This is a genomic window from Bernardetia sp. Wsw4-3y2 (assembly GCF_037126295.1).
Classification (GTDB): domain Bacteria; phylum Bacteroidota; class Bacteroidia; order Cytophagales; family Bernardetiaceae; genus Bernardetia.
This window is the reverse complement of record NZ_CP147019.1, coordinates 11,865-37,107: the sequence shown is the minus strand read 5'-3', so window position 1 is coordinate 37,107 and position 25,243 is coordinate 11,865. Positions and strand designations below refer to the sequence as shown.

Sequence of the window (25,243 nt, the reverse complement as noted above, 5' to 3'; positions counted from 1 at the left end):
ATGAAAGTGTATCTACTGTTTTTATTTTGTACCCTTTCTTTCCACCCAAGTACTAAAAATAATGCTACTTTAGATACCATGACATACTTATCTTCTACAGTAGAAGTTATTGTATCAGATACTCAAGTAAAGCTACAAGACACTACAAATTTATGTCGTTTCTTTAATAAGAAAGGAAAAGAGTGTAGTTATTCTTCCATAACAAAGGAAATGGATTTTACAGAATTTTACATAATAAAAAACATTTCTCCAAAGCAAGTTTATAGGATATTGCAAAAAGAAAAATATGATCTTTATGATTCTAGTTTTATTCCATTAGGGTTTGAATTACAAAACTATAATGAATTTCAAAATACTACTTATTCAAGGTTTTCTCAACGAGTAGTCAGAAATAAGGAAAAAATAGATAGTCTCTTACTTAATTTTTCTTTTGATGGGGGAGAGACATATATATAATTCACACCTTTAAATAGTAATGATACAAAAATAGTTATTCTTTCTTCTGCTGATTGATACTCCAAAAGAGCAAGTTGTAAATGCGTTTTTTGCTAAATCTAAAAAGAAAATATTTTTGTTGGCTTACCTCTTTGCAAGGACAAAATGAAAAAGATACTAATCCGAAAAAACCAGTATTTTAAAGTTAAAAATGCAAATAAAGTGTAAAAACTCCAAATATAATTCTAAGTATTGTACTATATAGTTTGCTATTCTATTAAAAAGAAGTATTTTTACAATTAAGACCTTAAATTACCCTTTTTAAATACTATTGCAAGATGAGTTTAGTAAGCAAACTTTACGTTGAAGATAAAGAAATCAATATTTTAGATTTCAAATTTCGTTTTACCCGTTCGACAGACGAACATGGAAAACCAATGGGAAAACCTAGAGGAACAATATTCGAAATTATATTTGAAACTACATCAGATCAAAGTTTTATGAGTTGGGCAGTAGCTACTGATATGACAAAAAATGTCAAAATTGTAGTCTCTCCTGTTACTGCAGCAAGTAAGAGCCGAGTTATAGAACTCTACGATGTACATTGTGTACATTTTAGAAATAATTTTAATGCAAAAAATGGAGAGCCAATGACTACTCTTATTCATCTAACTCCTGCTATAATGATAGATGATGGTTACAAAATCTTAGATCATTACTGGAAAAAAACTGATTTGAGCATGAATAATGTTGCACCAACAGTAATCAAGCAAGATGAAGAACTAGAAATTATTTCTCTACATTTTGAAGATGCAGATAAGAAGAAAATAAATGAGATAGAAGAAGGAATATTGTATTTAGTTGTCGAAACACAAAATGGTATTGGTAAAAAAATAGATATTGACTTATCAAATCAATTACACAATTTTAAATATGAAGGAAAAGTGCTTACTAATGATGTACTTAAAAATATATCAATAACTAAGGACATTATGCCTATAGAACTAGAAATTGTAGTTGAAGAAGATTAAATAATTTATTTAGAACTTCCTTTAGTTAAAATCTCGTCCCATCTAAAAACAAATATTTTATTTACTATTATCATTTCTTATTATGTCTAACACATCCAACAAAAATAGTCTAGTCGCTACAATTTTTCCATCAGGACAACCCAATGATTCAGGTGCGCAGACTGCAAAATTAAATGTCGTTCTGCCTAAAGATATTGTTATGTTTGTGCCAGGTACAACTGATCCAATAAATACTACAGCTCTACGACATCAAGCAAATAAGGAATATTGGAGAAATGTAAAAGAAGATCAAAAAAATCTTTGGAAAAGTGTAAAAGAACTCAAACCTCAATATTTAGACTTACATATTGAAGATACTTTCTTTAGTTGGTCAGGAGATAATAATCACGATGAGCGTGTTGTAGCTGCTGAACGTTTATTAGATTTGTTTATGCGTGTGTATCCAAATTGGACAGAAAAAACTGTACACTTACACCTTATTGGACATTCACATGGAGGAAATGTTATTAATGAATTTACAAATACTATTGCAAACTCTTCTAACTTTCCTGATAAGTGGAAAATAAAATCGCTTACTTATCTATCAACTCCATTTTTTCAACAGCAACATCAATTAAATCACAGCAAACTACATTCAAAGTGTAAAATCATTAATGTCAGAAATGAATATGATCTCACACAAAGAGTAGTAGCTGATTTTTCATTAAAAAACCTAGAGTTGCTAATACAAAATTTTAGTGGCGAAGATTTAGAAAAAGCATTAGATAGAGTAAAAGAAACAGATACTGCTGCCTTTGATCACCTGACAGATTTAGTCATAAATAATCATACAGAAGGTCCTTTTTTATGGAGAGAAACAGCTGTTATGTTAGATGGAGTTCGAATGGTTGTGCAAGTTGTCATAGATATGATAGAGAAAGTAGGAGATACAGGTATTTTATCTAGTCAAAAACGTCTTCTTATAACTAGACTAACTGCAATAAGAGATTGGGCTGCTACACAAGGACGAATTTTTGAAAATAATAGAATAAATAGAGATGGGGGATATGGAAGATCTGAATTTGTAGAAGATTTGAATCCTACAGAGGCACTAAGACAAATAAATATTTTACTAGCTATTCAAACAGGCATAGCTGATAGTTTTCTTCTTAATCTACTTGCTTCTATAGCTGAACCAAATGCTTCAGGTATTTCAGATATAATTGATGATACTGTAACTAGCCCTCAACAACAAGTTAAAGGTGCATTCAAAATTGTCGATATTCCAATTTTTACTAAAGATCCTTATCATACAAGAAATAAAAAAGCAAACTTTGATAGATTTGTAAATGGTCTAGAAAATTGTGTAAGAGCTAAAAGACCTGATATGTTACAAGAAATACTAATGAGATTGATTAGTCAGTTTACAACAGCTGAATCATTACGAGATGTAGCTACTAAATTAGGCTATTTAGAATATATTGTAACAGGAAACTTAGATACACAAGTAAAAAGATTAAAAGCTAATATTACTGTTTATAGTAATTTAGTTGCTAGATTTAATGCTGATTTGGTAACTCCTGCAGACAGAGATAATAATGAACTTACAGAAAAACCAGGAAGTGTGCCTTATTTAGCTATGGTATCTCATAGTCTTAGTCATACCAAATTATTTGATGAAGTAAAAGATGCGCTGACTTCTTCTTTTAGTTCAGGAAAAAATCCAGGTTACAAACCTAAATAATAAACCTTATCACGGTTTGTATTAAGGTAGTTCAGAATTCCAGTCTGAACATCAAAAACAGCATTTTACCAAATTCAACAGTCTGTAAGACTGTTATAAAAAATAACCGTGATAAACTTTAATAATGAAATATATTAAATATCTAATTTGGTTAATTATTGCCATTGCTTTAGGAATGGCAATATCTTATTTATACACAGGTTGGCCAATTATAGCTGTGGCAATAGGAATTCCTTCTGGAATAGTTACAGCTGTTCTATTCTTTTTGATAGATAGTAAACTTACTAATTTAGTTAAGAATACCTCTTTACTATTTTTTGTTAGATTAATACTAATGGTCATTCTTTCTATTGGGGTATTTGCCCTTTTTTCATTTTTCAAATAAAAAAATTATTTTAAAATAAAAGAATAGAGTTTCAAAAACGAAGCTCTATTTTTTTTGTGTCTAGCTATTTTATTTTTCAGTAAAAAAGTATAAATTGCTACGTACAAACGCAATAATGTAAATGCGTTTGTGTGTTTTTAAATTAAATCATTTACTTTTCCATTCAAAACGATGACTAAAATAATTGCCTTTACAAATCAAGCTGGAGGCGTAGGCAAAAGTACAAGTGTAGTAAACATTGCTGCTTTTTTGTCAAAAAAATACAAAGTATTAGTAGTAGATGCTGACGGACAGCAAACAGCTACTATGAATTTGGGTATTAATCCTTATCAGTTAGAGTATTCACTCTATCATTCTTTAGTACAACCTGAAAAATATCCATTCAAAAAAGTAATGGTTCATACAGATTATGGAGTAGATTTACTTCCTGCTACTGAAGATTTATATATGATTGAATTGGATTTGGCAAGTGCCATAGGTAGAGAAGCCAGACTAAAAAAGTTACTCAAAATAGCCAGTTTGAGTTATGACTATATTTTGATAGATATGCCTCCTAGTTTGGGTTTGATGCAAATCAATGGACTTAATGCAGCTGATGAAGTAGTCATTGTTTGTCAGTCACAGCCAAAAAGTGCAAATGGTTTGGGAATGCTTCTTTCCAGTATTGAGCGTGTACGTGAGCATCTCAATGCAGAATTAGAAATAAAAGGAGTATTGATTACGCTCTACGAAAAAAATACTCGTGTAGCTAACAAAACTATTGAACGTATTACAAGTCATGAAGCTGTAAAAGATAGTATTTTCAAAACTTTTATTCGTAAAAATGTCACTCTAGCTGAAGCAGGTCATAGAAAAGAAATAGAAACTGACAAAGGCATTGCCATTTTGGGAGAACCTATTTTGTTTTTTGATGAAGAAGGAAAATCGAATGGCTATCAAGATTATGAAGCACTTACAAAGGAATTTATTAGCTAATTTTACATAACATTACAAAAACATAAAAGTATAATTGTGTTTTTGTGTAAATAACTACCAGAATACTATGTCAGATAAAAAAACAACTCCTAAAACTTCAAAACAAAGTTCTGCAACAGATAGATTATTTTCTTCTACTCAAAACACAGAAAGCAAAGCTAACCAAAATAAAGAAATAGAATCTACTGAAATGGTTCGTAAAAATTTTTATATTCCATTAGAATATGGAGACTGGTTAGAAGAATTTTGTTTTACACTCAAACGAACTTCAGGCTTACGTCTTAGTCAAAGTCAAGTTATAAGTAAACTTATAGAAATACTTCACTACAAAGATTTAGATCTTTCTACTATAAAAGATATTTCAGATTTAGAATACCACTTTTCAAATACAGAGAAAAATAAATAGTTTCTTTTAAAAAAAATTTAGATTGTAAATAAAAACACATAAATTTAATTAAATAATTAAGTTTGTGCGTTTTTATTTAATTACGTCTATATGTAATGATTTAATTGTGTTTTTATGTTTAAATATTAAAGGTTATCACAATTATTTTTTTATAACAGTCTGGAAGACTGTTGAATTTGATAAAATACAGTTTTTAATTTCAGACTGGAAACTATCTTAATAGAAACCGTAATAAGGTTTATTTTTGTAGTTTCAACAACATTTTAATTTGTAGCATTGAGGACATTTTTCATAAAAAACAAAATTATATTTTTATATGTATTCAATAAATTAGGTGTAATAACATAAATGTGCATTTGTGTTATTATGCTAAATATTTTCTCATCTAAGTAGTAAGCTCGTTTTCACTACTTCTAAAAAGTACATTAAATTTATGGAATGTATCTTGTATTTCATCTTAAAAACTATAGAAATCACTAGCTAATCAGTTCTAATAGTTTTTTACGTATTGACACACAAACACAATTAAAACATTACGTTTATGTGTCATTTTTTTAGATAAGTAATTGAGCTAAATTATTTACAGCTTATTTATTGAGCATCTTTTTTAGAATGAAACTCATAACTTTAGTTATGGGATAGTTGGAGGGTATTTTCCACCTTTCTGTTCCTCTTTTCCCACGATTTTAATCGTGGGTTTTGTTATATGTAATTCTGCCCAATTATTTAATAAGCATAAAAACACAAGTATTTATTTATGCTTTTATGCCAATTTATTATACTAGTTATGTAAATTTTCTTTGTGTAATTATACAAAAACACAATTAAACTTTTATGCTATTGCTTCTTTTTCTTAATTAATTTTCTTGCTTCACTGTTTATTCTTCTCTTTACTTTTTTTGCATCTTCGGCTGCTGGTAATTCCTCTGGAACAATTCCACGACGAATAAGTAATTGTCTTACTTCATCATTATTTATTGTATGTTCTTCTGCTATTTGGTTTGTTCCTTCCAAATTTTTGTTTTCTATGTTATGGTTTGTAATTCCTGTTGCTAATCCTTTTCCCCAAATAGTAACAGTAGGTAAATAATCAGCTAGAGGTCTTCCTTTTGGTACAACCAATTTATTTTTCATAGCTTGTGTATTATTCCCACCAAAAAAGGCTTCATCTCCTTTTGCTCTAATAAAAGCAAAACCTGCACTATCTACTCCACGCTCAAAAGAAAGCTGAGATAATAGTTTTTCAGAAAGTGTCAATTTATCTCGTTCTCTTACTCGTTCAATTTCTGCAATTCTTTTTTCTACAAGTTCCTGTTTGCGAGTTTGTGTTGCAAAATAACTTTGAGCAAATGCAATCTCTTCTTTATTGGGATCACCATTTTGGGCTATCAAATAACAAGCATAACGAGTAAGAGCATAATCTTTAAGTTTTCTTGTTGTTTTGCTACCTATTTCGACCATTTTGTTGGACTCAACAAAATGGTTTTCTACTTTCTCTGAAGCAGTTTCACAAGAAATCATTGCTTTTTGGATAGCTTTTTCAAAATTTCTCCATTCTTGGTAAGAGAATAATTCTTGCAAGTCTCTTGCAGACCAATATTCTATATTTTCAATTTCATTACGAATACTTTCCAATTTTTCGAAAAGCTCATTTGATTGTGATTTTTTCATTGTAATTAAGATTTTAGAGTAAAAAAATAAACCGTTTTAGAAATGATTGTAAGATAATTAATTTTACATAAAAACGTAAATATTTAATTGTGTTTTTGTGTTTTGATATTTTAGTAACTTCAAAAAGTCATCAAATTACAGCATTAGAAGCATTTTTTAAACTTATTATACACAAGTGTAATTATGCTTTTATGCTTAAATATGATATTTTATATAATAGGATTAGGCATAATAACGTAAATGTTTAATTGTGTTTTTGTGTTTATTATATTTCAGTAAGAAATCGTTCATTATTTAAAAACACACAAACATAACTATACTTGTATGTTTTTATAGCTTATTATTTGTCATAATAACACAAAATCGTAGTTATGTTTTTATGTTAAAATAATATTTATACCAAAATGAAAATTACTTTTCATAGATAGACACAAGATGGAATTTTGCTCTAATAAAAGAGCTTGTTTTTAATACTGCTAAAAATTGTCACTCTGATTATTTTTTTCTTATTATATAACAACATAAAAACACAATTCAATAATTACGTTATTAAATTTATGCGTTACTTTTAGTAAAAAGCAGCTTTAAACCACTCAAAAACAATTATTTTTGAAAATTTCAATTATTAGAAAATTCTAATCTTTCAAAACGATATGTATTTATTCTTTTTTGCTTTATTATGGATATGAATTAGGGTTAATTTGTTATAGGTAAATTAGTCTAATCTATGTCCTTTTCAATCAAAATAAGGTTCTCCTAAAAGTTCTGAAATGGTTGTTTTATAGTCCTTTTCGCCACTATAAGCATAGAAATAAGTTTTCTTTCCCTGTTCAACTATTGCCGTTCTTTCAACTTGACAAAGCAGCTGTACCAGTTCTAAACATTTCCGTTTTGAATATCTTTTTTTCTGATGTTGGAAACGATTAATGGCTTCTGTTATTTCTTCTGCTGTCCGTAGTTTTCCTTTTAGTTCTTTAAAAATTTTAATTACTCTTTTAAACTCTTCTACTTGTAGTGATTCGGAAACTCCCATTCTTTTACTTGTTTTTCTTCTAAGTAGTAGCCAGTAAGTGATAAATGCCATTTTTCGTTTTCTCAAATCGTTTGTCTTTCGAAGAGTTAATTTTTCTGTATCTACCAAAATAGATTTTAAAGCAGAAAATTCTGTAATTCTTTTTTCGTTACTTGTTTTGAGTAAATACAAATAGTGTTTCAAAAGCTGTTCGGCTATTACAAGCTGTACAGGAGTTAGCAAAATAGGGTCTTCTGTAGAAGCAAAGTTTAGTTTGGCTTTCAGTTTTACATCTTGAGTATATTTTTCTACTGAAATAACCAGTTTTTCAAAGTCATTGACAAATAAATGTGTTATTTCCTGAGCTGCTTTGTCTTTTTCTGCTTTTTGAAACTCTTGGTACTGACTCACTCCTTCATTAACAGATTGCTCATAAAACAAAATTTCTTTAGGATTTTCAAAATAAGGACTTCCTTGTTTATTTTTTTCGTGAGTGTATTCAGCAAATATTTCTTGGTAATTAATTTGAAAATTTCCTTTGTCATTATCAAAGTAGAGATATTTAGAAACTTCTGTTTTTAGTTTTTCGGTTTCAAAGTTGTGAAACTCTTCTCCATATTCTTTTTGAGAATTTTGGTATCTTTTGTTGTGAATAATTAAACTTTCAGTAGCAAATTCGATAGTTCTTTCATAATCATAGTGTAAAACTAAATTCTCATTAGGCAAGAAATGAGCATAGTTTTGTGTTACAATAATATTTTTCACTTCTTTTTCACAGTAGTTTCTGACTCTAGCAATAAATTGCCGGTATGAAGTGGTATCAAATCCTGCTCTTGTTTTATTGAGATAAATATTTGTCGTTTTTCTATCTGTTTCAATATTAAATCCAGCTTCTAAAACAGAAGTAGTTATGATTATTGGCTTTTTATCATTCCAATTAAAAGTAGACTTGCTTTGAATACTATCAAAATTTTCTTTCTCTGTTGGAGTAAGTCCAGTAGAAGCCAAAAAGTGAACACCTATTTTTTCTTTTAGCAATAAATTTTGGAGCAAGCGAGCTTGTTCGATACTATTAATATGAATAATCGCCCTTTCATTATTTTCTACAATAGTTTTGCATTTTTCAAAAGCAAAAGAAGTCATTTTTTTATCTTGACAGAAAATAAGTGAAGGCGCAGCATATTCTTTTTTATTTTTTGCAAGAACTTCAAAATGATTTATTTCTGAGTTTGGCAAATAGAGTTTGGTAGGAGTAGCACTCATCAATAAATTAGTATCATTTTTAAGTAAAGTATTTAATAAATTACCAATTACTTTGGGTCTAAAAGTACTATCAATTGTGATTAAATGTCCTTCATCGATTACTAAGAATACTTTTTTATTGTAAAATTGGGTCAGAACATGATAAGCATCTGGCAATTTGTCAAAATTGGTATAAACAATATCATGCTGTTCAGTTTTTAGTCTTTCAATAGCTTGTGAAGCTGTATCTGCTGTAAAAACAATCTTATTTTCACTTCCATTTTCTCCTACTTCTAAGGCTTGTTGTTTTGCAATGGCATTTCTAGGCGCAGCAAAAAGGACTACAAAATCTTTTTCATTTAGAAATTTAGTTAAATGATGTTTTACAAAATAACTCTTTCCAATCCCTGTTGGAGCTTGTAAATAGGTAAATTTTGATTTTTCTAATGAATCTAAAAACGATTGATTTTCTAAAAGTTGATTTCCCAAAAAACCATTTATTTCAATTTGTTGGATTTTTTCTACTTCTTTTTTACTAGCAAAAAATGCTTTTTGAAGAGCAAAAAACGCTTGATTATCTGTTTTTTGTGTATCTAATCTAAAATGATAGAATAAATGATTGTGAGTTATTGTTTGTGTGAGTTTTTTTCGAATTTCAAAAGTAGAATAATCTTTACTCAAATCATCTAATCCTTTTGCTTTTGAATTTGGATTAATAACTGAAAAAGTAAAACCTAGATTTTGATTTTTAGCTGCAAAAAAAGCTTTTTTAACGGCTGTAAAAAATTGAAGGTGACGAGTTTTTTTACTTTCATTTTCAAATGTATCTGCATCGAAAATAAGGTGAATATTTTGATAACCTAATTTTTCTAAAACAGACTTTGTATGTTTATCAAAAGTAGCTGTCTGATAGTCTGTCTGTCCATTTTGATTTTTTTGTGCTATTGCTGCAAGTGAAATACCACCAATTCCAATAAAAGGTAAACCAAGTTTTTGTACTCCAAAAAAGGCTTTAAATTCTCCTTCTGTGATAAAAAGTGTTCTTTGTTCTTGTGTCGTTTCAGGTGCATGCGCAAGAGCTGTGAGATATGGATAGGTTTTAGCTCCTTTTGGACTTAAATACTTAGTTGTTTTTCCTTCTTTGTTAAAATAGGGTTTTGCTAGACGAATACGTTCGAAAACTTGTTTTTCACCTTCAATTGTATCAAAAATAGTCTTTCCTTCAATATCTGTATATCGAATGCTAATACCTTTGTGTTTTCCAAGAGCAGGAGAAAAATAGGTTTGTGCTTCTTCTTTTGAAATTCCTAATTCTTTGTATATACGAGAACGGAAATAAGTCAGAACCTCATTTTCTACTTCTTGATTGGTTTGTTGCTGCTCAAAATAATTAGTTTGATTTTTTTCTCCAATAGTATACTCTGTAAAACCATATAGATTAGCTACAAATTCAAAGGCTTTTTGCTCTGAATAATTTTTTTCATTTTGTAGAAAATCAAAAACACTTCCTTTTTCTCCAGTATAGAAGTCGTGAAAATAACCATTTGCCGAAATAGCAAAGGATTTTTTGTTTTTATGAGGTCGTGAAGGACTTTTATGATAGGAAGATTTGTCTGCCAAGTGTGAAAAACCGAGTATTTCCCACACTTTGGCATATTGGTCTGTGTAGTAAGCCAGACCTTTAATGTAACTGTAATAGGTATTTAATGAAGAAAAGTTACTTATAGTAGGAGTAAAGTTTGAACATAGCAAACTTTTTGCTATCTTTGTTGTTGTATTAATTGACATAGTTATAGTGATATGTGGCTTTGTCGTGGTACTGATTGACGCTTTTGTTAGTGTTAATTCCTTAATGAGCAATACAAGTATAAACATGGTCGTCTAAACCTCGCTCGTTAAAAATATTATAAACCTTTTGATGTTGGTCGCATCAAAAGGTTTTTTTATGTGTTTACTGCACTAGAGAATTATTTTAAAATAATTTAGTTAGTAATATTTGCAGTTTTCCTGTTTATAAGTTTATATATAAAATTGGAATTTTTGCAAATGGCATCAGCAAAGATAATTAAAAAAGTTAAAGTTTTCGAATGCTTTATTTTGTTTGACATTTTATTAACTTTTTATTTTTTAAAACCTTACTAAGTTTTTTGAATTATTATTTCTAACTACCAGTTATAAATAATTTTTTTTATTAAATAAATTTGAATTTAAAAGCATATTGATTTTATATTTAATGAATTTTACTAGTTTCTCTCCAAATGTAGTGAGAATTTTTTTGACTTATGTTTTTCTCTTAATTTCTTTATTGTTGCGTTTAATAAAAACTAACTTCCTCTAAATGTTTCTTTATAGGAATTGTTGAGAGTATTTAAGATAAATAAATTATTTTTTTATTTTGCTGTACTACTTCTTTTATTTTAGATTTTCGCTTTATCAAATTGATTTTGACGATAGGAGTTAGCTTCAAAAATTTTTCTCGGTATAAAATATCTCCAATAAATTTTTGTCCTTGTATTACATAAAAAAGATAATCAATAGATGTATTTGTAAATACAATATTTTGAGTTACACCAGCTACTAAATATGCTGTACTCTGCTTTTGGTTTAAAGTATAATATAAAGAATCTTTTTTAAGTGTTTTATACTTATTAGCAGTAAAAATTTCTATATTTTCTTTATCTGGTTCGAAGGCTACCATTGGCATAGATATTCCTTCTTTAGCAAAAAACGTTTTACCAAAAATAGATATACCACCTACTTTTTTCTTTTGTAATTCTGTACTCAGAAAATTATCTCTAGTTACTTCATAAATAGATGTTTCATCAGTTAATGTATCTGTTAGCAACATTTTATAAGTAGGTAACATAATTTTTTGACCAGTTTCCCATAATTGATTATCGACAGGTACTTCAAATTCTCCAATCTGCTCTTCTGAAATCGTAATATTGATAGTATGTTGATTCATTTGTGAATCAAAAGAAGCCATTTTTTCTCGTTCTCCATGTCCAGTATATAGAGGAGAGCCATGATTATCTGTAATGGATAAAGATAGTTTTAGATTTGGTAAAGGCATAACTAAAATTTATAATTCTTTAAAAGTATAATATCATTCTGAATACTTTGAGCAGCTTTTTCTGTAATGTGAAAAGTATAATCTTTTTGAAAAGTAAATATCATAAAACTTTTTATTTTTCCTTCTGTAAGCATTTTTCTCTGTTTTCTTCTTAGCCTCATAACAATGATTCCATCACAATTAACAGGATATTTATTTTTCTTTAAAGATTTTATAGAGCCATCTTCAAATATAAACTCAACCACTTTTCCATCTCTAATACAAACATTGTGGGAAAATACTTTTATATACAAAAAAATCTTATTCCTTTTTCTTTTTCCGAGTTGTAAAGCCATATATTCTTTATCAGAATTATATACTCTAAAATAATAAGGACTTACATAGACGTATGGTTTTTTGGCTAATTTATCATTAAGGCTATCTATAATACCTTGTTTACGATAAGAAAGATTTTCTTTTAGATTAGGGTCAGTTACTATAGTAGAGTCAGATTGAGCATAACTTATTCCTGTTATGCAATATATCATAAGACAAAATATAGAAGTAATAAATATTTTTTTCATTTTCATAAAAAAGGGGATTTGAATCCCCTTTTTTTTATAATTAGCTATTAATTAAAAATCAGATTAGTTTTGAGCATATTCACTATCCCACTCAGTACCATCATCTCCTTTTTGTCCTTCCAATTTAATAAGGAAATTCTTTGCAGGAAAATAAGGTTTTAAGTGAATGTCCATATAGATTTTATCTTTCTGAACTTTATCTTGCTCAAATCTTCTTATTTCAAAGTTTTCGATAAGTTTGTCATGACCTGTAATTCCATCTAAGAATCTAACTACTTGTGCCATAATTTCTTTACGAGTTTTACCTGTAAAGTTTTCAAAAGCTCTACGATTTAAGAAATCCATAAGCACTTTTGTTACATGGTCAAATACACGAACAACAGAATAAGTCTGTAATCCGAGGTTGTCTCCATTGAAAAGAGTTTTTCCAGAGAAAGCCATTACTTTTCCATACTCATTTACCATAGGAATAAGTCCAAGGTTTTCTAAGTTAGCAATTTCACTTTTCTTGAGATCAAAAGTAACTCCATCTACTTCATTGATTCCACCATGCTTTTTACCAGCAGTAACCTGAGACATTAATGTTCTGTATATTTTTCCTGCTAATGCACCTGAAGGAGGAACAAATAAGTCTTCTTGTTCATTTACTTGATCAAATCGTCCACGTCCTACTAACCAGTTACAAGTCATTAATACATTTGAACGATAAATATCTCCTCCTGTTAAATTAGCAGCTTCAAACATTTCCATTACATCATCTGGCTGCTCTAAATGAGCAAAATCTGTAACAAGCATTACTTTGTTTTCATGAGCTATTTTTGCCCATTTTTCTACTACTGTATTGCTGCCCAAATAACCTGGAATAACTAATAAACTATAGTTATTTCTCAAATCTAAACGATCATAATTAGCCACCAATTCTTCATGAATAGTATCAATGAATCGTGTATTATCTAGGTCTTGAAGCTGTTCTAATTCAGCATTGATGATAGTAACATTTTTGACCTTAGATTGCTCTGTGTTTTTATAGAAAAGAGCTACTGAACGATAGGCTTGTTCTAATTCTCTAGTTTCTTTGACAGCATTTGCCAAGTTCTTATCTAGATTTTGTTGTGAGATATGATAGTTGTCTTCGCAGTCTGCTACCATATCAGTTAAGTTATCTTTACTCTCAAGGACACTTTTCCATATCTCTAAAGATTTTTTCAATTCTTCTCTTTCAGCCTTTTTACTAGCGTCATTTAGAAATATTTGTTTACGTGCTTTTCTACTAGGATTAAGATTTTGAGAACCTTCAATAGACATTTCAAGTAAATCAAAACCACCATATTTAGCTAATAAATCTACTTGACTCTCAAGACTTTTTCCTTTTCCTTTCTGTACTTCTGTACTGGTGCTTTGCTGCACTTTTTTTTCAGCTGTTGCCATATAACTATTATGATTTATTGATTGTCTAATTCTTGAATTAAATTATTAATTGTTTCTAAAAGAACACCTTTAGCATCTGCATCTTCCAGTGCTGCTTTAAGTATTTTGTTAGTTTTGAGTTGCTTAATAATTTTTTGATATTGTTGTTTTTCAACTTCTAAATTATTTAGATAAGCACTCTGAGCAGTAATGCCTTTGACACCGAAGTCACCTAAATTTTTAAATTTTAATTCTTCAGGGCGTGTTCCTCCTTCTTTGTCTTCAAAATTTACTTTAACAGTAGGTTTGAAGTGTTCGAATACTTGTTCTGTAGTTTGTAAACCTTCTACAGTTTCAGGTCTAATGGGAGTGTCAGCAGTAAGTTTTTGGGCTATTAATGTTTTATTCAAAGGTATTTCACTAATTGCTTCACTAGCATCTTGCTTTACCTCATTCCCGCCTATTCCATAATTTGATAGCATAATATAAAGATAAGTTTATGATAAATTTTGGCTAAAGATACATATTTTTTGTTTTTACTAAACATTTTTTTTAAAAAAACTAGAATCTTTCAACAGATAGTTGTACATTTGATATTGCAATAATAAAATTTTCATTTCTAATTTTATTATTTTTTTATATAAAAAATAAATAAAATTATATCAACTTATATTTTGAAATAAAAATATAAGTCAAATAAATTGTTATATAATAATAGAAATATAATTTCATTAAGTTATTGAACAATAAATCTAAATTGACAATTTTTTAGAATTATAATCTTACATTGTATAGTTATTAGTTATCAAATTTAACTCATGATCGAACGTTCTCAACATTTTCCAATCAACTGGGTAGATGGCATGAAAATTAATAAAAATCATTTTCTTGCTACTCAAGATTATTCTCATGAGATGGTAAGAGATGCTATTGGTATTTCTACTTCTCCTATTTCATATGGATTGTTGCCCTCTAAAGTTATTGAAGAATCTGTAAAAATATCTTTAGTAATAGATAATCATAAATTATTACGTGTCAAATTAGAAGAGTGTCATGCTATCACTCCTAATGGAAGTCGAATAGAAATCAGTTCTAAGAACTCACAGATGTTGAGTTTAGAAGAAGCTTATCCTGAGGTAGCCTTTCAACTCAAAGAAAGTAACCAAGGAGAAATGGTATTACTTGCTAATGTTACAGTAAATCCAGAAAAGATACCTTTTGGAGAGCCTGACCCTGAGGAAAATCCTCCTCGTTATCCTTATCTTCTTCCTACTTATAAATTAAACTTAATTCCTGAAGGAAAATTTTTAGAACAAACACATAGTGGATACGAACTGACTATTGGGAAAATTATTGTTACTCCTACCGAAACGTATTTATTAGATGATTATATTCCACCTTCTACCACAGTAAGTAGTCATCAACATCTAATTAATATTTATGATCAAATAGATAAATTTTTGGGGCAGATAGAACTTTTTGCTGTGCAAATAGCTCAAAAAATCAATCATAAAAATCAAAATAGTGATTTAGGTATAATATTACTCCAACTCTGTGAGCGTATTATAGACTTTACAGGTAAAGAAATTAATTCTTTTCGTTGGTTTGCTCTGCATCAATCTCCTGCCTATATGTTTGATAAAATAGTTTCATTGGCTCGCCTAATGAAAAATTTTATAGACTCTAAATCAGGTTCAGGAAAAGAAGATTTATTGAATTATTTTGCCGAATGGTGTAGCATTAGTCAAGGAGGTTTTGAAGTATTATTTACCGAGGTGGTTAATACGGGCTATAAGCATAACCAAATAGACAAAACAGCTATTTCTACAGTCAATTTTATGAGAACCATGAGTGATTTATTTTCAGCTCTCAATCGTCTTGACTTTATTGGCAAACGTAAAGACACAGGTATTTTTGTCAAAGAGAGAGAAGAAAATTCATCATTAAATAGAACACAACGTAATCGTACATTTTTAGCAGATTAATTTTAGTTATCAACTATGGAAGTTTTAAATAAAAAAGAAAGAGCTTACTCTTTTTTACTTTTTCTACTTGTTTTTTTTATAACAGTAGGAGTTATTCTTTTAGCTGTTTTTTTTGATTATCAGATTCCTCGTAAGGAGTTGAGTCATTTGAGAAACGAGAATAGAAAAATGGCAGAAGAGTTTCAAATTCAAGAACAATTTGCCTTTAAATTGGAAGAATTAAAATCTTATACAGATTCTCTTAATGTAAAAGGAGAAGATTTTTACTTCAATCAACAAAGTGCTATTAATACAATTATTGCTATGCAGTATATTATACCTAATAGAGATAGTTTGGAGCTAAAAAGAGATAATATGTACGATAATATATTACTTGCTTACAGGCAACTCATCAATGCCAAGAAAACTATCAATACTTTAGGAGCATCTAAAGAAGAAATAGATTTGCTTTTACAACAGTTAGAAACCTATAAAAGCGAATTAGAGATAGTAAAACGAGATTTAGAAGTCTGTAGACAGATAAATAGAGCAAGATAAATTGATTTATTTGAATAAAAAATAAAATTTTTTTATTTGCTAAATTTCGAAATTTAAAAAAAAGACATTGTATAGTTTTTTTTAAAAAAAACAGGAAAATTTTAAAAACTATTTTTGTGTTTATAGAAAAAATCATATATTGCACCTCTAAACATATTGTTTTATATATTTAATTTATCAACCCTAATTTTTATTATTATGTCTTTTAAAGTAAAACTTGAATTTAATGGCGTAGAATACAACGTTCTTGGCGTAGAGTATGGTTCATATCAAGCAACAGATGCTGCTGGTCGTCCTTCTTCTGTTGTAAGAGCAGGTAAAATTACTGTTAGTGTAGAATCTACAGGAAGTAGTGACTTATTAGCAGCAGCAACAGATAGCTTCTTTCGTGGAGATGGAAAAATTACTTTTCTCAAAAGAGACAGTAATGCAACTCTCAAAGAAATAATTTTCAAAGATGCTTATATCGTAGAATATACTGAGTCGTTTACTGGTGGTGGAGTAATAGGTGCTAATAAGTTTGATAATGCTAGTGATGAAAATCCTGCTACAGAAACTGTTGTTTTCTCAGCTCAAACAATACAAAAGGGGGAGGTTGAATTTAGCAATGATTGGCCATCACTTACTTAAAATATAGGCTCCTGCTTATTTAATATCTTTTTACAAAAAGGAGCTGTGTAATGCTATGCAGTTCCTTTTTTTGCAAATAAAAATAATTCTGTTTTTTATTCTAACAATTATAATTTTACTATGTCTTTTTTAGCTCAATTAGAAATCGACAACGAAATATATACTGTACTAGATTGTATTTATAACTTCAATCAAAGTATAGATAAAAATAATAAACCTTCTAGTATTTCTAGAGGAGGGCAAATTACATTCATAATAGAATCAAGAGGTAAGGAAAATTTTCTTAAATGGATGACAGAATATACACATGCCAAAGATGGAAAAATTACTTTTTATAAACTAGACCAAATGTCTCGTTTATTCGAGTTATCTTTTACTAAAGCCTACTGCATAGATTACCAAGAACATTTTGAACATAAATCAGATGAACCTATGCAAATAAAAATGACTATTTCTACTAAAGATATGAAAGCAGATAATGCTCTTTTTGGAAACAAATGGGCAGTAGCTTAACTATACAATAAATTATCTTTCAATTATCTTTATTATCACCCTTATTTATTTTATATCATGGCTAAACCTGTTAATACCCAAATCCTTCTTGATGGACAAGCTATTCTTGTTAATAGTAGCTATACCATTACTTTAGAACAAAAAGTAGTAAGTCATCATCAGCTCATCATTACTTGCCCAACAGAATCTATTGAAGATCCATCAGGTGATTTTGCTAGTAAAGCAAAAGAATATATGGGAAAACGTTTGACTTTATTAGTTAATGAAGATCAACTCGTTTTTATAGGAGTTGTGGAAAACGTCAATATTCATAAATATGATGGTGGTCAAGGATTATTTGTGATTACAGTGTATAGTCCTACCTTATTAATGGCTCATGGAAAAGATTCCCAAAGCTATGAAAAGAAAAATTTAGTAGATATTATAAAAGAGGCAACGCAAGAATATCCTAGTGATAGTTTAAAGATAGTTTCTAAACCTGTCTTTAAAGAGGCTATTCCTTATACAGTACAGTATAAAGAAAGTGATTTTGATTTTATGTGTCGTCTTGCTAAAAGATATGGAGAATGGTTCTATTATGATGGTGAAGAAGTAAAGTTTGGAGGACATGATAATACTTCTCAGCCACTTATTTTTGGAGAGGATTTGTCAGAGTTTAATTTTGTGATGAAAGTCAGACCTCAAAATCATACCTACTTAGCTTATGATTCTTTAGAAGCAAAAACACATGATTCTTCTAGTTCAGACCATAAGCAGAACGTATCAAATCCATATATAAGTAGTACAACACAAGCATCAAGTAAGTTATTTGCTAAGAAACCCACCTCTCTCTATAATCATACACTTTTAGAGAATGGAAAATCAGAATTAGATTCTGTACTTAAATTAAAAGCTCAGCACGCACTTAATACTCTAGTTTTTAATGGAAAGAGTGATGAACCTAAAGTAGCAATAGGAAGTGTAATAGAAGTAACAGGAAAAAACACAGAAGTTGCAGGACAAACAGATACGTATGGAAGTTACATCATTACCTCAATTACACATTCAATTAATAACAGTGGAGAATATATCAATTCATTTGAAGGTGTACCAGTAGATATTAAAGTTCCAATTTATTTTGATGAAGATGCAGTACCTGTTTGTGAAGAACAATATGCTATTGTAAAAGATAATAATGACCCACAAGGATTAGGACGTGTTCGTGTACAATTTCCGTGGCAAGCTATAAAAAATCAACTTTCACCTTGGATTAGCTTAACAACCCCTCATGCAGGAAGTGAGAAAGGTATGTATTTTATTCCCGAAATAGGAGAAGAAGTTTTAGTAGGTTTTGAAAACAAAAGTGCTGAAAAGCCATTTGTAATGGGTTCTCGCTATAATGGAGGTGAAAAAACACCTCGTAAAGATCCTGAACAAAAAATTATTCAGACCAAAAGTGGTTGTACGATTATCTTAAATGATACAGAAGGAAGTATTACTATAATAGATAAAGATGGAAGTGTTATCAATATGGATGGTGCTGGAGGAATGACTATGAAAAGTAGTAAAACAATTGTACTTCAATCAGACTCTATAGGATTATCAGCTAATACGATAGCCATAACAGGTACTAAACAAGTTTCTATAGGCTCTGATAAAGTAGTAGCAATTAGTAGTAAGAAAGATATAGTTACAAATGCTAAAAATGTAAATACTACAGCAGATGTAAAATTTGAGCTTGGAGGAAAGCAAATTGTTACCAATTCTACTGCTGATACACTTATTTCAGGCGCATTAGTCAAAATCAATTCCTAAATAGTTAAGTTAATTACAGTAAGATATGTCTGAAGCATCTGCAGCACAAGAATTTAATAAAGTCAGAAATGAATGGCGTACCATTGATAAAAAACAATGGGAAATGGCTATATGGATATCTGAATACCAAGATTTAGATATTTTGGATAAATTTATGGATACTGAAGCCTCTCCTATAGGAATTTTTGATGATATTTTCTTTCGATTTAATACATTTTTTGAAAATCCAGAACAGTACGAACAAGGACTTTGGAACGAATTTTTAGCGTGGTTTGAAACTCCAAATGAAAAAAAATATGATATTATTGGAGCTTTAAAAGAAGATGGGTTTCTTCCTCAAGACTATAAAGTTGATTCTGATTTACCTCCTATTTTTATAAGTGTACTCAAAGAATTAAAACGATTAAAAAATACACTTAAACTAGAAGATATAAATTTCATCTTATATTTTCCTCCTGCCAAAATGCACCAAAAAAATTGGGCAAAATGGTTTGAGAGTAAATTAGGAAGTGGAAAAATACCAAAAGATATTCGTTTTGCTGCTATTGATTTACGCCAAGAAAGAGTATTAAAAGATGTACAATCTACTTATGGAAAACAAAGAGTAAGAGAATTGTATGTTGATTTGGATATGCTTGCAGCTATGAACAACGAAATGGATAAAGATAGTGAAGCAGGCAAACCAAATAGTCCAGTAGGCAAGTTTCAAAAGCAAGTACGAAAAGTTATGGAAGCTACTGCCAATAATAAAATTGATTTAGACAAAGAAACTACAAGACTCAAAACACTTGGCTACAGACTTAACTTGCTAAATACAAAATCTTCTGCACATTTAATTTGTGCTATTGCATTTTCTAGTAAACAAAAAACAGAAAAATCATTTCAAGAAGTAAATGCTGCCATTAAACTGACAGAAAGAGGAATGATGGAAAATGTAGAAGGAGCTTATCCTGTGTGGCGTGCAGCCATGCTATTGAAAGCAGCTTTATACATGACTGATAAAGATAATGAACAAGCTATTTTTTGTTATAGAAAACTAACAGAAAAATCAAAAGAGCAAAAAGATGTCTTTTATACTATGGAAGGTTTCCGACAAAGTGCCTTCTTGTTCGCACAAATGAAAAGATGGAAAGAAGCTTGGACAGACTGTATGCTTTCTTTAGAAGCAGGTTCTTTATTAGAACAAGAAATGAGAAGAAGTTCTACCTATTTATTTAGTGCTGAATTAGCACTAGAAATAGCTAAACAATCAAAACGTCCTTTATCTGATATACAAATACTGCACGATGCATTCACGACATTAATAGGAGAAGATTGGCAAAATCTCTTGGAAGGAAAAGAAGCACTCACACAAGATTATCTTCAACAAGAAGTAGAGCAAAACGTCGAAAATGCTTTAAGTAAACAAAACGTTTAAAATTTTAACCCTATTATGAGTACAGGAATAACACCAAGCAAAGTAACTAAAGAAGTAGCTAATTCATCTAAAGATGCTCTTCAAGGCAAAACCTTCTCAGCTATTGCTTCAAAATTATTTGGAGAAGCACAGACTCAATTACATAGCTTACAAGCTGCATTAGGAGGTTTTTTGCCTTCTATACCTGGACAGCCAGCAGGAAAGTTTCAAGATATTGCTATTGGTATAGACGGACACCCTACAGTTTTTCCTCCTTCTCCTATGTTACCTGTTCCTCATGTAGGAATGGTATTCGATATTATAGCTGCTATATTTGCTGCTATTGATATGGCAATTCCACCAGCTCCAGAACCAGCTCCTGTACCTGAAGGGGAAGAACCACCACCAGAACCTATTAGTGTTACTTCAGTAGCTCGGGCTATTGTAGCCATGATGAAGCCTAGTGTTCAGGTAAATAACAAATGGATTGCCAATGCAGGTACTCCTATTCAGCATCTTCCAGGTATTATTTTACATGCTCTTCCAGTAGTTGCTCCTATGTCTTCTTCTGAAATGTTTATGGGAAGTGCTACTGTATTAGCTGATGGAGCTCCGTTTTCATTCCAGTTTTTGCCTGCGTTATCTTGTAATCTAGTAGGTATTCCTGCTCCATTTAGACCTAAAAAACCGTCAAAACCCAAAACAAGTTTGATGGCTCCTACTTCAGCACTTCTTAATGTAATTCCTGCTGGAAAACCTGTATTAGTTGGAGGACCTCCTATGATAGATTTGTTTGCTCTTGCTGTTAATCTAGGATTGAAAGGACTAGGAAAGTTATGGAAAAGAGTAGGAGATAAATTTCAAGGCTTAATTGATAAAATCAAGAAAAAACATCCTAAAACAGGTAAAATATTACAATTTTCTAAGTGTAAAATGTTTGGTGAACCTGTAGATGCTGCAACAGGTAGAGTATATGCCAATAATGAAGACTTTAGTTTGCCTGGTCCTATTCCTTTGGTTTGGGAACGTACCTATTATAGCGATGTAGAAATGAAAACCAATTTAGGTTACAACTGGCATCTTAGCTGCGATATGGGACTTTGGCAAGTAGATCAAGGATTCTTTTGTGTGCGCCTCAAAGATGCTAGAGAAATTATATTACCACCTCTTCAAGTTGGTGATCAGTTTCATCAACGCCAAGACAAAATGCTTTGGTTTAGAGATGAAAAAGGGTATGGTTTGCGTACTGAAGAAGGACTTACACATCGTTTTGCTACTCAATCTTATAAAGGTGGATTCCGTCCAATTCGTTTTATAGAAAATGATTTAGGATTCCGTATTGTCTTTGAATACAATGGACAAGGACACCTTAACCGAATTATAGACAGTGCAGGACGCAATATTTATGTAGAAACTGATTTTGAAGGAAGAGTAAAAGCTGTTCATACACAAAATCAAAATGAAACAATATATTTGATTCGTTATGACTATGATGAAGAAGGAAATTTAGCTCATGTAACAGATGCCAATGGTGTAACCAAGCATTTTGAGTACCAAGGAAGATTACTCAGCAAACTCACTAACCAAAGTGGACTTAGTTTTTATTGGGAATACGACCGAAAAGATGAAGATGCCAAATGTATTCATACGTGGGGTGATGAAGGTATTTTGGAATATTGGACAAAATATGAAGAAGGAAAAACAACTACAACCAACTCATTAGGACAAACGACAACCTATTTTTATGATGCTAAGTCATTGATTTATAGAATTACAGATGCTAAGAAAGGAGATACCTATCAAACTTATAATCTCTATGATGAACTTTCTGTATTGACTGACCCTGATGGAAATACAACAAAGTACGAATACGATAAATTTGGAAATATTGCCAAGCTCACAGATGCCAATCAAAAAATAAGCACTTTTGAGTATGATGATCAGTATCGTCTTTTAAATTATAGCTCAGCAGGAGGAACAACCTTAGAATGGGAATACGATGAAAAAGGTAGACTTATAAAACGTATTTTTCCAAATGATGCAAGTCTTGACTTTGAATATGATGGAAAGCTCTTGCATAAAATGATAGACCACAAAGGCAAAACGACACAGTTTTGGTGGGACGAATATGCAAATTTGAGTACAGTAGAACATTTTGATGGCACAAAAAGCCATTGGAAATACGATGAATTAGGCAATTTATTGAGTAGTATTGATCCTAAAGCTAACGTAACTCGTTTTAGATATGATAAGATGAGTAATGTAATAGAACTTTATGAAGCAGATGGCAATCATCATATCTTTGAGTATGATGAAGCAGGAAATATTATCCGAGCTAAAGACGATAATCGTGAAGTAACTTTTACCTATTGGGGCTTAGGTCTTTTGAAAAGCCGTTCAGAAAACGGACATACTGTTATTTTTGATTACGACAAAGAAGAACAGCTCAAAACTATTACCAATGAAAAAGGCGAATCCTATCGTTTTACCCGAGATGGTGTAGGCGATGTGATTGGTGAATGGGGTTTTGATGGCTTACAACGCCGTTATCACCGTACTTTGGGAGGACGAGTAACAAGAGTTTTGCGTCCTGCTCAACGTTGGACAAGCTACCATTATGATGGAGTAGGAAATATCTTGACTTCGGAACAATACGACGGTTATACGGAGTTTTTTACGTATAACGACGATGGTATTTTGGTAGAAGCAGCCAATCCAACTTCTACGGTACAATACAAACGAGATGATTTGGGTAGAGTGATTGAAGAATCCCAAAACGAACACAGCATAAAAAGTAAATATGACGATGAAGGCAACCGTATTTTAGTTACTTCTTCGTTGGGTGCATCGATTCAAAACTCGTTTAATAGTGATGGTTCGTTGTCTCAAATCAATACCAAAGAAGGCTGGCAAAGTCGTTTCGAAAGAGATAGCTTAGGCTTAGAACTGGCTCGTTACACAACTGGAAATGTAGAAGTTCATACGCAACGAGATAATTTAGGACGTGTAACGCTTCAAAACATTCAAGGCAAGAATGTAGAAGGCAGTCGTAAACGTTATTTTTGGAGCAAAGGCAATCGTTTGGACAAAATCTTAAACGAAGGCACAGGACAAAAAACAGAATTTGACTACGATGTAGAAGGAAATCTACTAAGTGCAGACTACAATGGTGTAGAAACGATTTATAAAATGCCTGATGCAATCGGTAATTTATTCAAAAGTCCTACCCGTTCGGATAGAAAATACAATAAAGGGGGCAAATTAGTAGAAGATGAAGCGTATTTTTATGAGTACGATGAAGAAGGCAATCTTCAATACAAAACAGCACGTAAAGCAGCCAAACCAAAAGTAGTCCGTAGTTTGTTGGCAGAAGACCACGAACGAGCAGTAAAAGAAGCTCCAAGTAGTTTGCAGCGATGGACATATCACTGGTATGGCAACGGAATGCTAAAAGGCGTTGTCAAACCAAGTGGTGAACATATTTCTTTTGAATATGATGCCTTAGGCAGACGAACAGCCAAAATAAATCATACAGCCAAAAGTATGTATAGGTATGTTTGGGACGGAAATGTAATTTTGCACGAATGGAAATACGCTTTATCCGAACGCCCTAGCTTAAGTATCAATGAAAAAGGAGAACTTTCTAGTGCAGAACCAGAACCTACTGAAAATGTAGTAACTTGGGTGTATGAAGAAGGTAGTTTTGTTCCTTCTGCTAAACTGGTAGGTAAAGAAAAGTATTCTATTATTTCCAACTATTTAGGCACACCAGAATCAGCTTATGACTCTCTAGGGAATAAGGTTTGGAGTTGTGAACTAGATATTTATGGCAAAATAAAACGCTTAGAAGGCGATGCTCATTTTGTACCTTTCCGTTATCAAGGTCAGTACCACGATACAGAGATTGATTTGTATTATAATCGTTTTAGGTATTATTCGCCTGAGAGTGGAATGTATGTAAGTCAAGATCCGATTAGATTAAGTGGAGGATTATCTATGTATGCCTATGCTTTCGATGTTAATACAAGATTAGATATTTTTGGTTTATTTCATCATACTGATCCTGGACATAATGTATATGGATTATATGATGTGGTGGGTGTAGATGCTAATGGTAATAAAATACTTGCTGATAAACCCTATTATATTGGTATTACTAATGATACAAAAGCACGAACTAATCAACATAAGGATTCAACACGTTTAACTAAAGATGGCACAACACAAATGGTTGTGTTGGAAAATAATGTTTCTTATGGACAAGCAAGAGGATATGAACAAGCTTACATAGAACATCATGGTACTAAAACAGGTACTGTAGGAGAAGCTATATCACAGACTAATCGTGGTAACAAAATCAACTCTTTTGATGTTGATAATGTAACACGAGATAGAATACGACAAGCTGATTTTGATCAAAATCGTACATCGAAACTTAATGAACTTGGTGGACATCATTAAAAAA

Annotated in this window: 19 protein-coding genes; 13 read left to right on the top strand and 6 right to left on the bottom strand. The window is 30.7% G+C overall.

Annotated elements, in window-relative coordinates; all coding sequences use genetic code 11:
• The 6 genes from V9L05_RS24140 (at position 1) to V9L05_RS24115 (ending at position 4,955) form a co-directional block, all read left to right on the top strand.
• Positions 1-456 (top strand): hypothetical protein, encoded by a 456-nt coding sequence (locus V9L05_RS24140; protein ID WP_338815820.1) that lies wholly within the window; start codon positions 1-3, stop codon positions 454-456.
• Positions 457-773: 317 nt separating this feature from the next.
• Positions 774-1,466: a type VI secretion system tube protein TssD gene (tssD, locus tag V9L05_RS24135; RefSeq protein WP_338794248.1), complete on the top strand. Its 693-nt coding sequence runs from the start codon at positions 774-776 to the stop codon at positions 1,464-1,466.
• A gap of 82 nt (positions 1,467-1,548) precedes the next feature.
• Positions 1,549-3,189, top strand: a complete 1,641-nt coding sequence (locus tag V9L05_RS24130; protein WP_338815819.1) for a hypothetical protein — start codon at positions 1,549-1,551, stop codon at positions 3,187-3,189.
• A 124-nt stretch (positions 3,190-3,313) separates the two neighbouring features.
• The gene (locus V9L05_RS24125) at positions 3,314-3,574 is read left to right on the top strand and encodes a hypothetical protein (protein WP_338794251.1); all 261 of its coding nucleotides are present in this window, start codon (positions 3,314-3,316) and stop codon (positions 3,572-3,574) included.
• A gap of 171 nt (positions 3,575-3,745) precedes the next feature.
• Complete coding sequence (locus V9L05_RS24120) at positions 3,746-4,549, top strand: AAA family ATPase (protein ID WP_338815818.1); 804 nt, start codon at positions 3,746-3,748, stop codon at positions 4,547-4,549.
• Positions 4,550-4,616: 67 nt separating this feature from the next.
• A complete protein-coding gene (locus V9L05_RS24115; protein WP_338794253.1) occupies positions 4,617-4,955 on the top strand; it encodes a hypothetical protein in 339 nt (112 codons plus the stop codon).
• Positions 4,956-5,792: 837 nt separating this feature from the next.
• Here V9L05_RS24115 and dinD read toward each other — a convergent pair.
• From dinD to V9L05_RS24085, 6 genes are all read right to left on the bottom strand, one after another.
• On the bottom strand, positions 5,793-6,626 hold the full coding sequence (dinD, locus tag V9L05_RS24110; RefSeq protein WP_338794254.1) for a DNA damage-inducible protein D: 834 nt from the start codon (positions 6,624-6,626) through the stop codon (positions 5,793-5,795).
• A 736-nt stretch (positions 6,627-7,362) separates the two neighbouring features.
• Positions 7,363-10,668: a DEAD/DEAH box helicase gene (locus V9L05_RS24105; protein ID WP_338815817.1), complete on the bottom strand. Its 3,306-nt coding sequence runs from the start codon at positions 10,666-10,668 to the stop codon at positions 7,363-7,365.
• Positions 10,669-11,248: 580 nt separating this feature from the next.
• Positions 11,249-11,953, bottom strand: coding sequence for a hypothetical protein (locus V9L05_RS24100; protein WP_338815847.1), 705 nt, complete (start codon positions 11,951-11,953; stop codon positions 11,249-11,251).
• Between the two features lie 2 nt (positions 11,954-11,955).
• Positions 11,956-12,480, bottom strand: coding sequence for a hypothetical protein (locus V9L05_RS24095; protein ID WP_338815846.1), 525 nt, complete (start codon positions 12,478-12,480; stop codon positions 11,956-11,958).
• A gap of 99 nt (positions 12,481-12,579) precedes the next feature.
• The gene (locus tag V9L05_RS24090) at positions 12,580-13,944 is read right to left on the bottom strand and encodes a DUF5458 family protein (RefSeq protein ID WP_338815845.1); all 1,365 of its coding nucleotides are present in this window, start codon (positions 13,942-13,944) and stop codon (positions 12,580-12,582) included.
• Between the two features lie 14 nt (positions 13,945-13,958).
• Entirely contained in the window at positions 13,959-14,405 is a 447-nt protein-coding gene (locus V9L05_RS24085; protein WP_338794259.1) for a hypothetical protein, read from the bottom strand.
• A 336-nt stretch (positions 14,406-14,741) separates the two neighbouring features.
• Here V9L05_RS24085 and V9L05_RS24080 point away from each other — a divergent pair, with 336 nt between their 5' ends.
• The 7 genes from V9L05_RS24080 to V9L05_RS24050 all read left to right on the top strand — a co-directional run bounded on the left by V9L05_RS24080 (position 14,742) and on the right by V9L05_RS24050 (position 25,239).
• A complete protein-coding gene (locus tag V9L05_RS24080) occupies positions 14,742-15,908 on the top strand; it encodes a hypothetical protein (protein WP_338794260.1) in 1,167 nt (388 codons plus the stop codon).
• A 15-nt stretch (positions 15,909-15,923) separates the two neighbouring features.
• The gene (gene tssO / locus V9L05_RS24075; protein WP_338794261.1) at positions 15,924-16,445 is read left to right on the top strand and encodes a type VI secretion system TssO; all 522 of its coding nucleotides are present in this window, start codon (positions 15,924-15,926) and stop codon (positions 16,443-16,445) included.
• A 198-nt stretch (positions 16,446-16,643) separates the two neighbouring features.
• A complete protein-coding gene (gene tssD / locus V9L05_RS24070; protein WP_338815844.1) occupies positions 16,644-17,075 on the top strand; it encodes a type VI secretion system tube protein TssD in 432 nt (143 codons plus the stop codon).
• A gap of 120 nt (positions 17,076-17,195) precedes the next feature.
• Complete coding sequence (gene tssD / locus V9L05_RS24065; protein WP_338815843.1) at positions 17,196-17,588, top strand: type VI secretion system tube protein TssD; 393 nt, start codon at positions 17,196-17,198, stop codon at positions 17,586-17,588.
• A gap of 57 nt (positions 17,589-17,645) precedes the next feature.
• On the top strand, positions 17,646-19,382 hold the full coding sequence (locus tag V9L05_RS24060; RefSeq protein ID WP_338815842.1) for a contractile injection system protein, VgrG/Pvc8 family: 1,737 nt from the start codon (positions 17,646-17,648) through the stop codon (positions 19,380-19,382).
• A 25-nt stretch (positions 19,383-19,407) separates the two neighbouring features.
• The gene (locus tag V9L05_RS24055) at positions 19,408-20,799 is read left to right on the top strand and encodes a hypothetical protein (RefSeq protein WP_338794226.1); all 1,392 of its coding nucleotides are present in this window, start codon (positions 19,408-19,410) and stop codon (positions 20,797-20,799) included.
• 15 nt (positions 20,800-20,814) lie between these two features.
• Complete coding sequence (locus V9L05_RS24050) at positions 20,815-25,239, top strand: DUF6531 domain-containing protein (RefSeq protein WP_338815841.1); 4,425 nt, start codon at positions 20,815-20,817, stop codon at positions 25,237-25,239.
• Positions 25,240-25,243 lie beyond the last annotated feature (4 nt).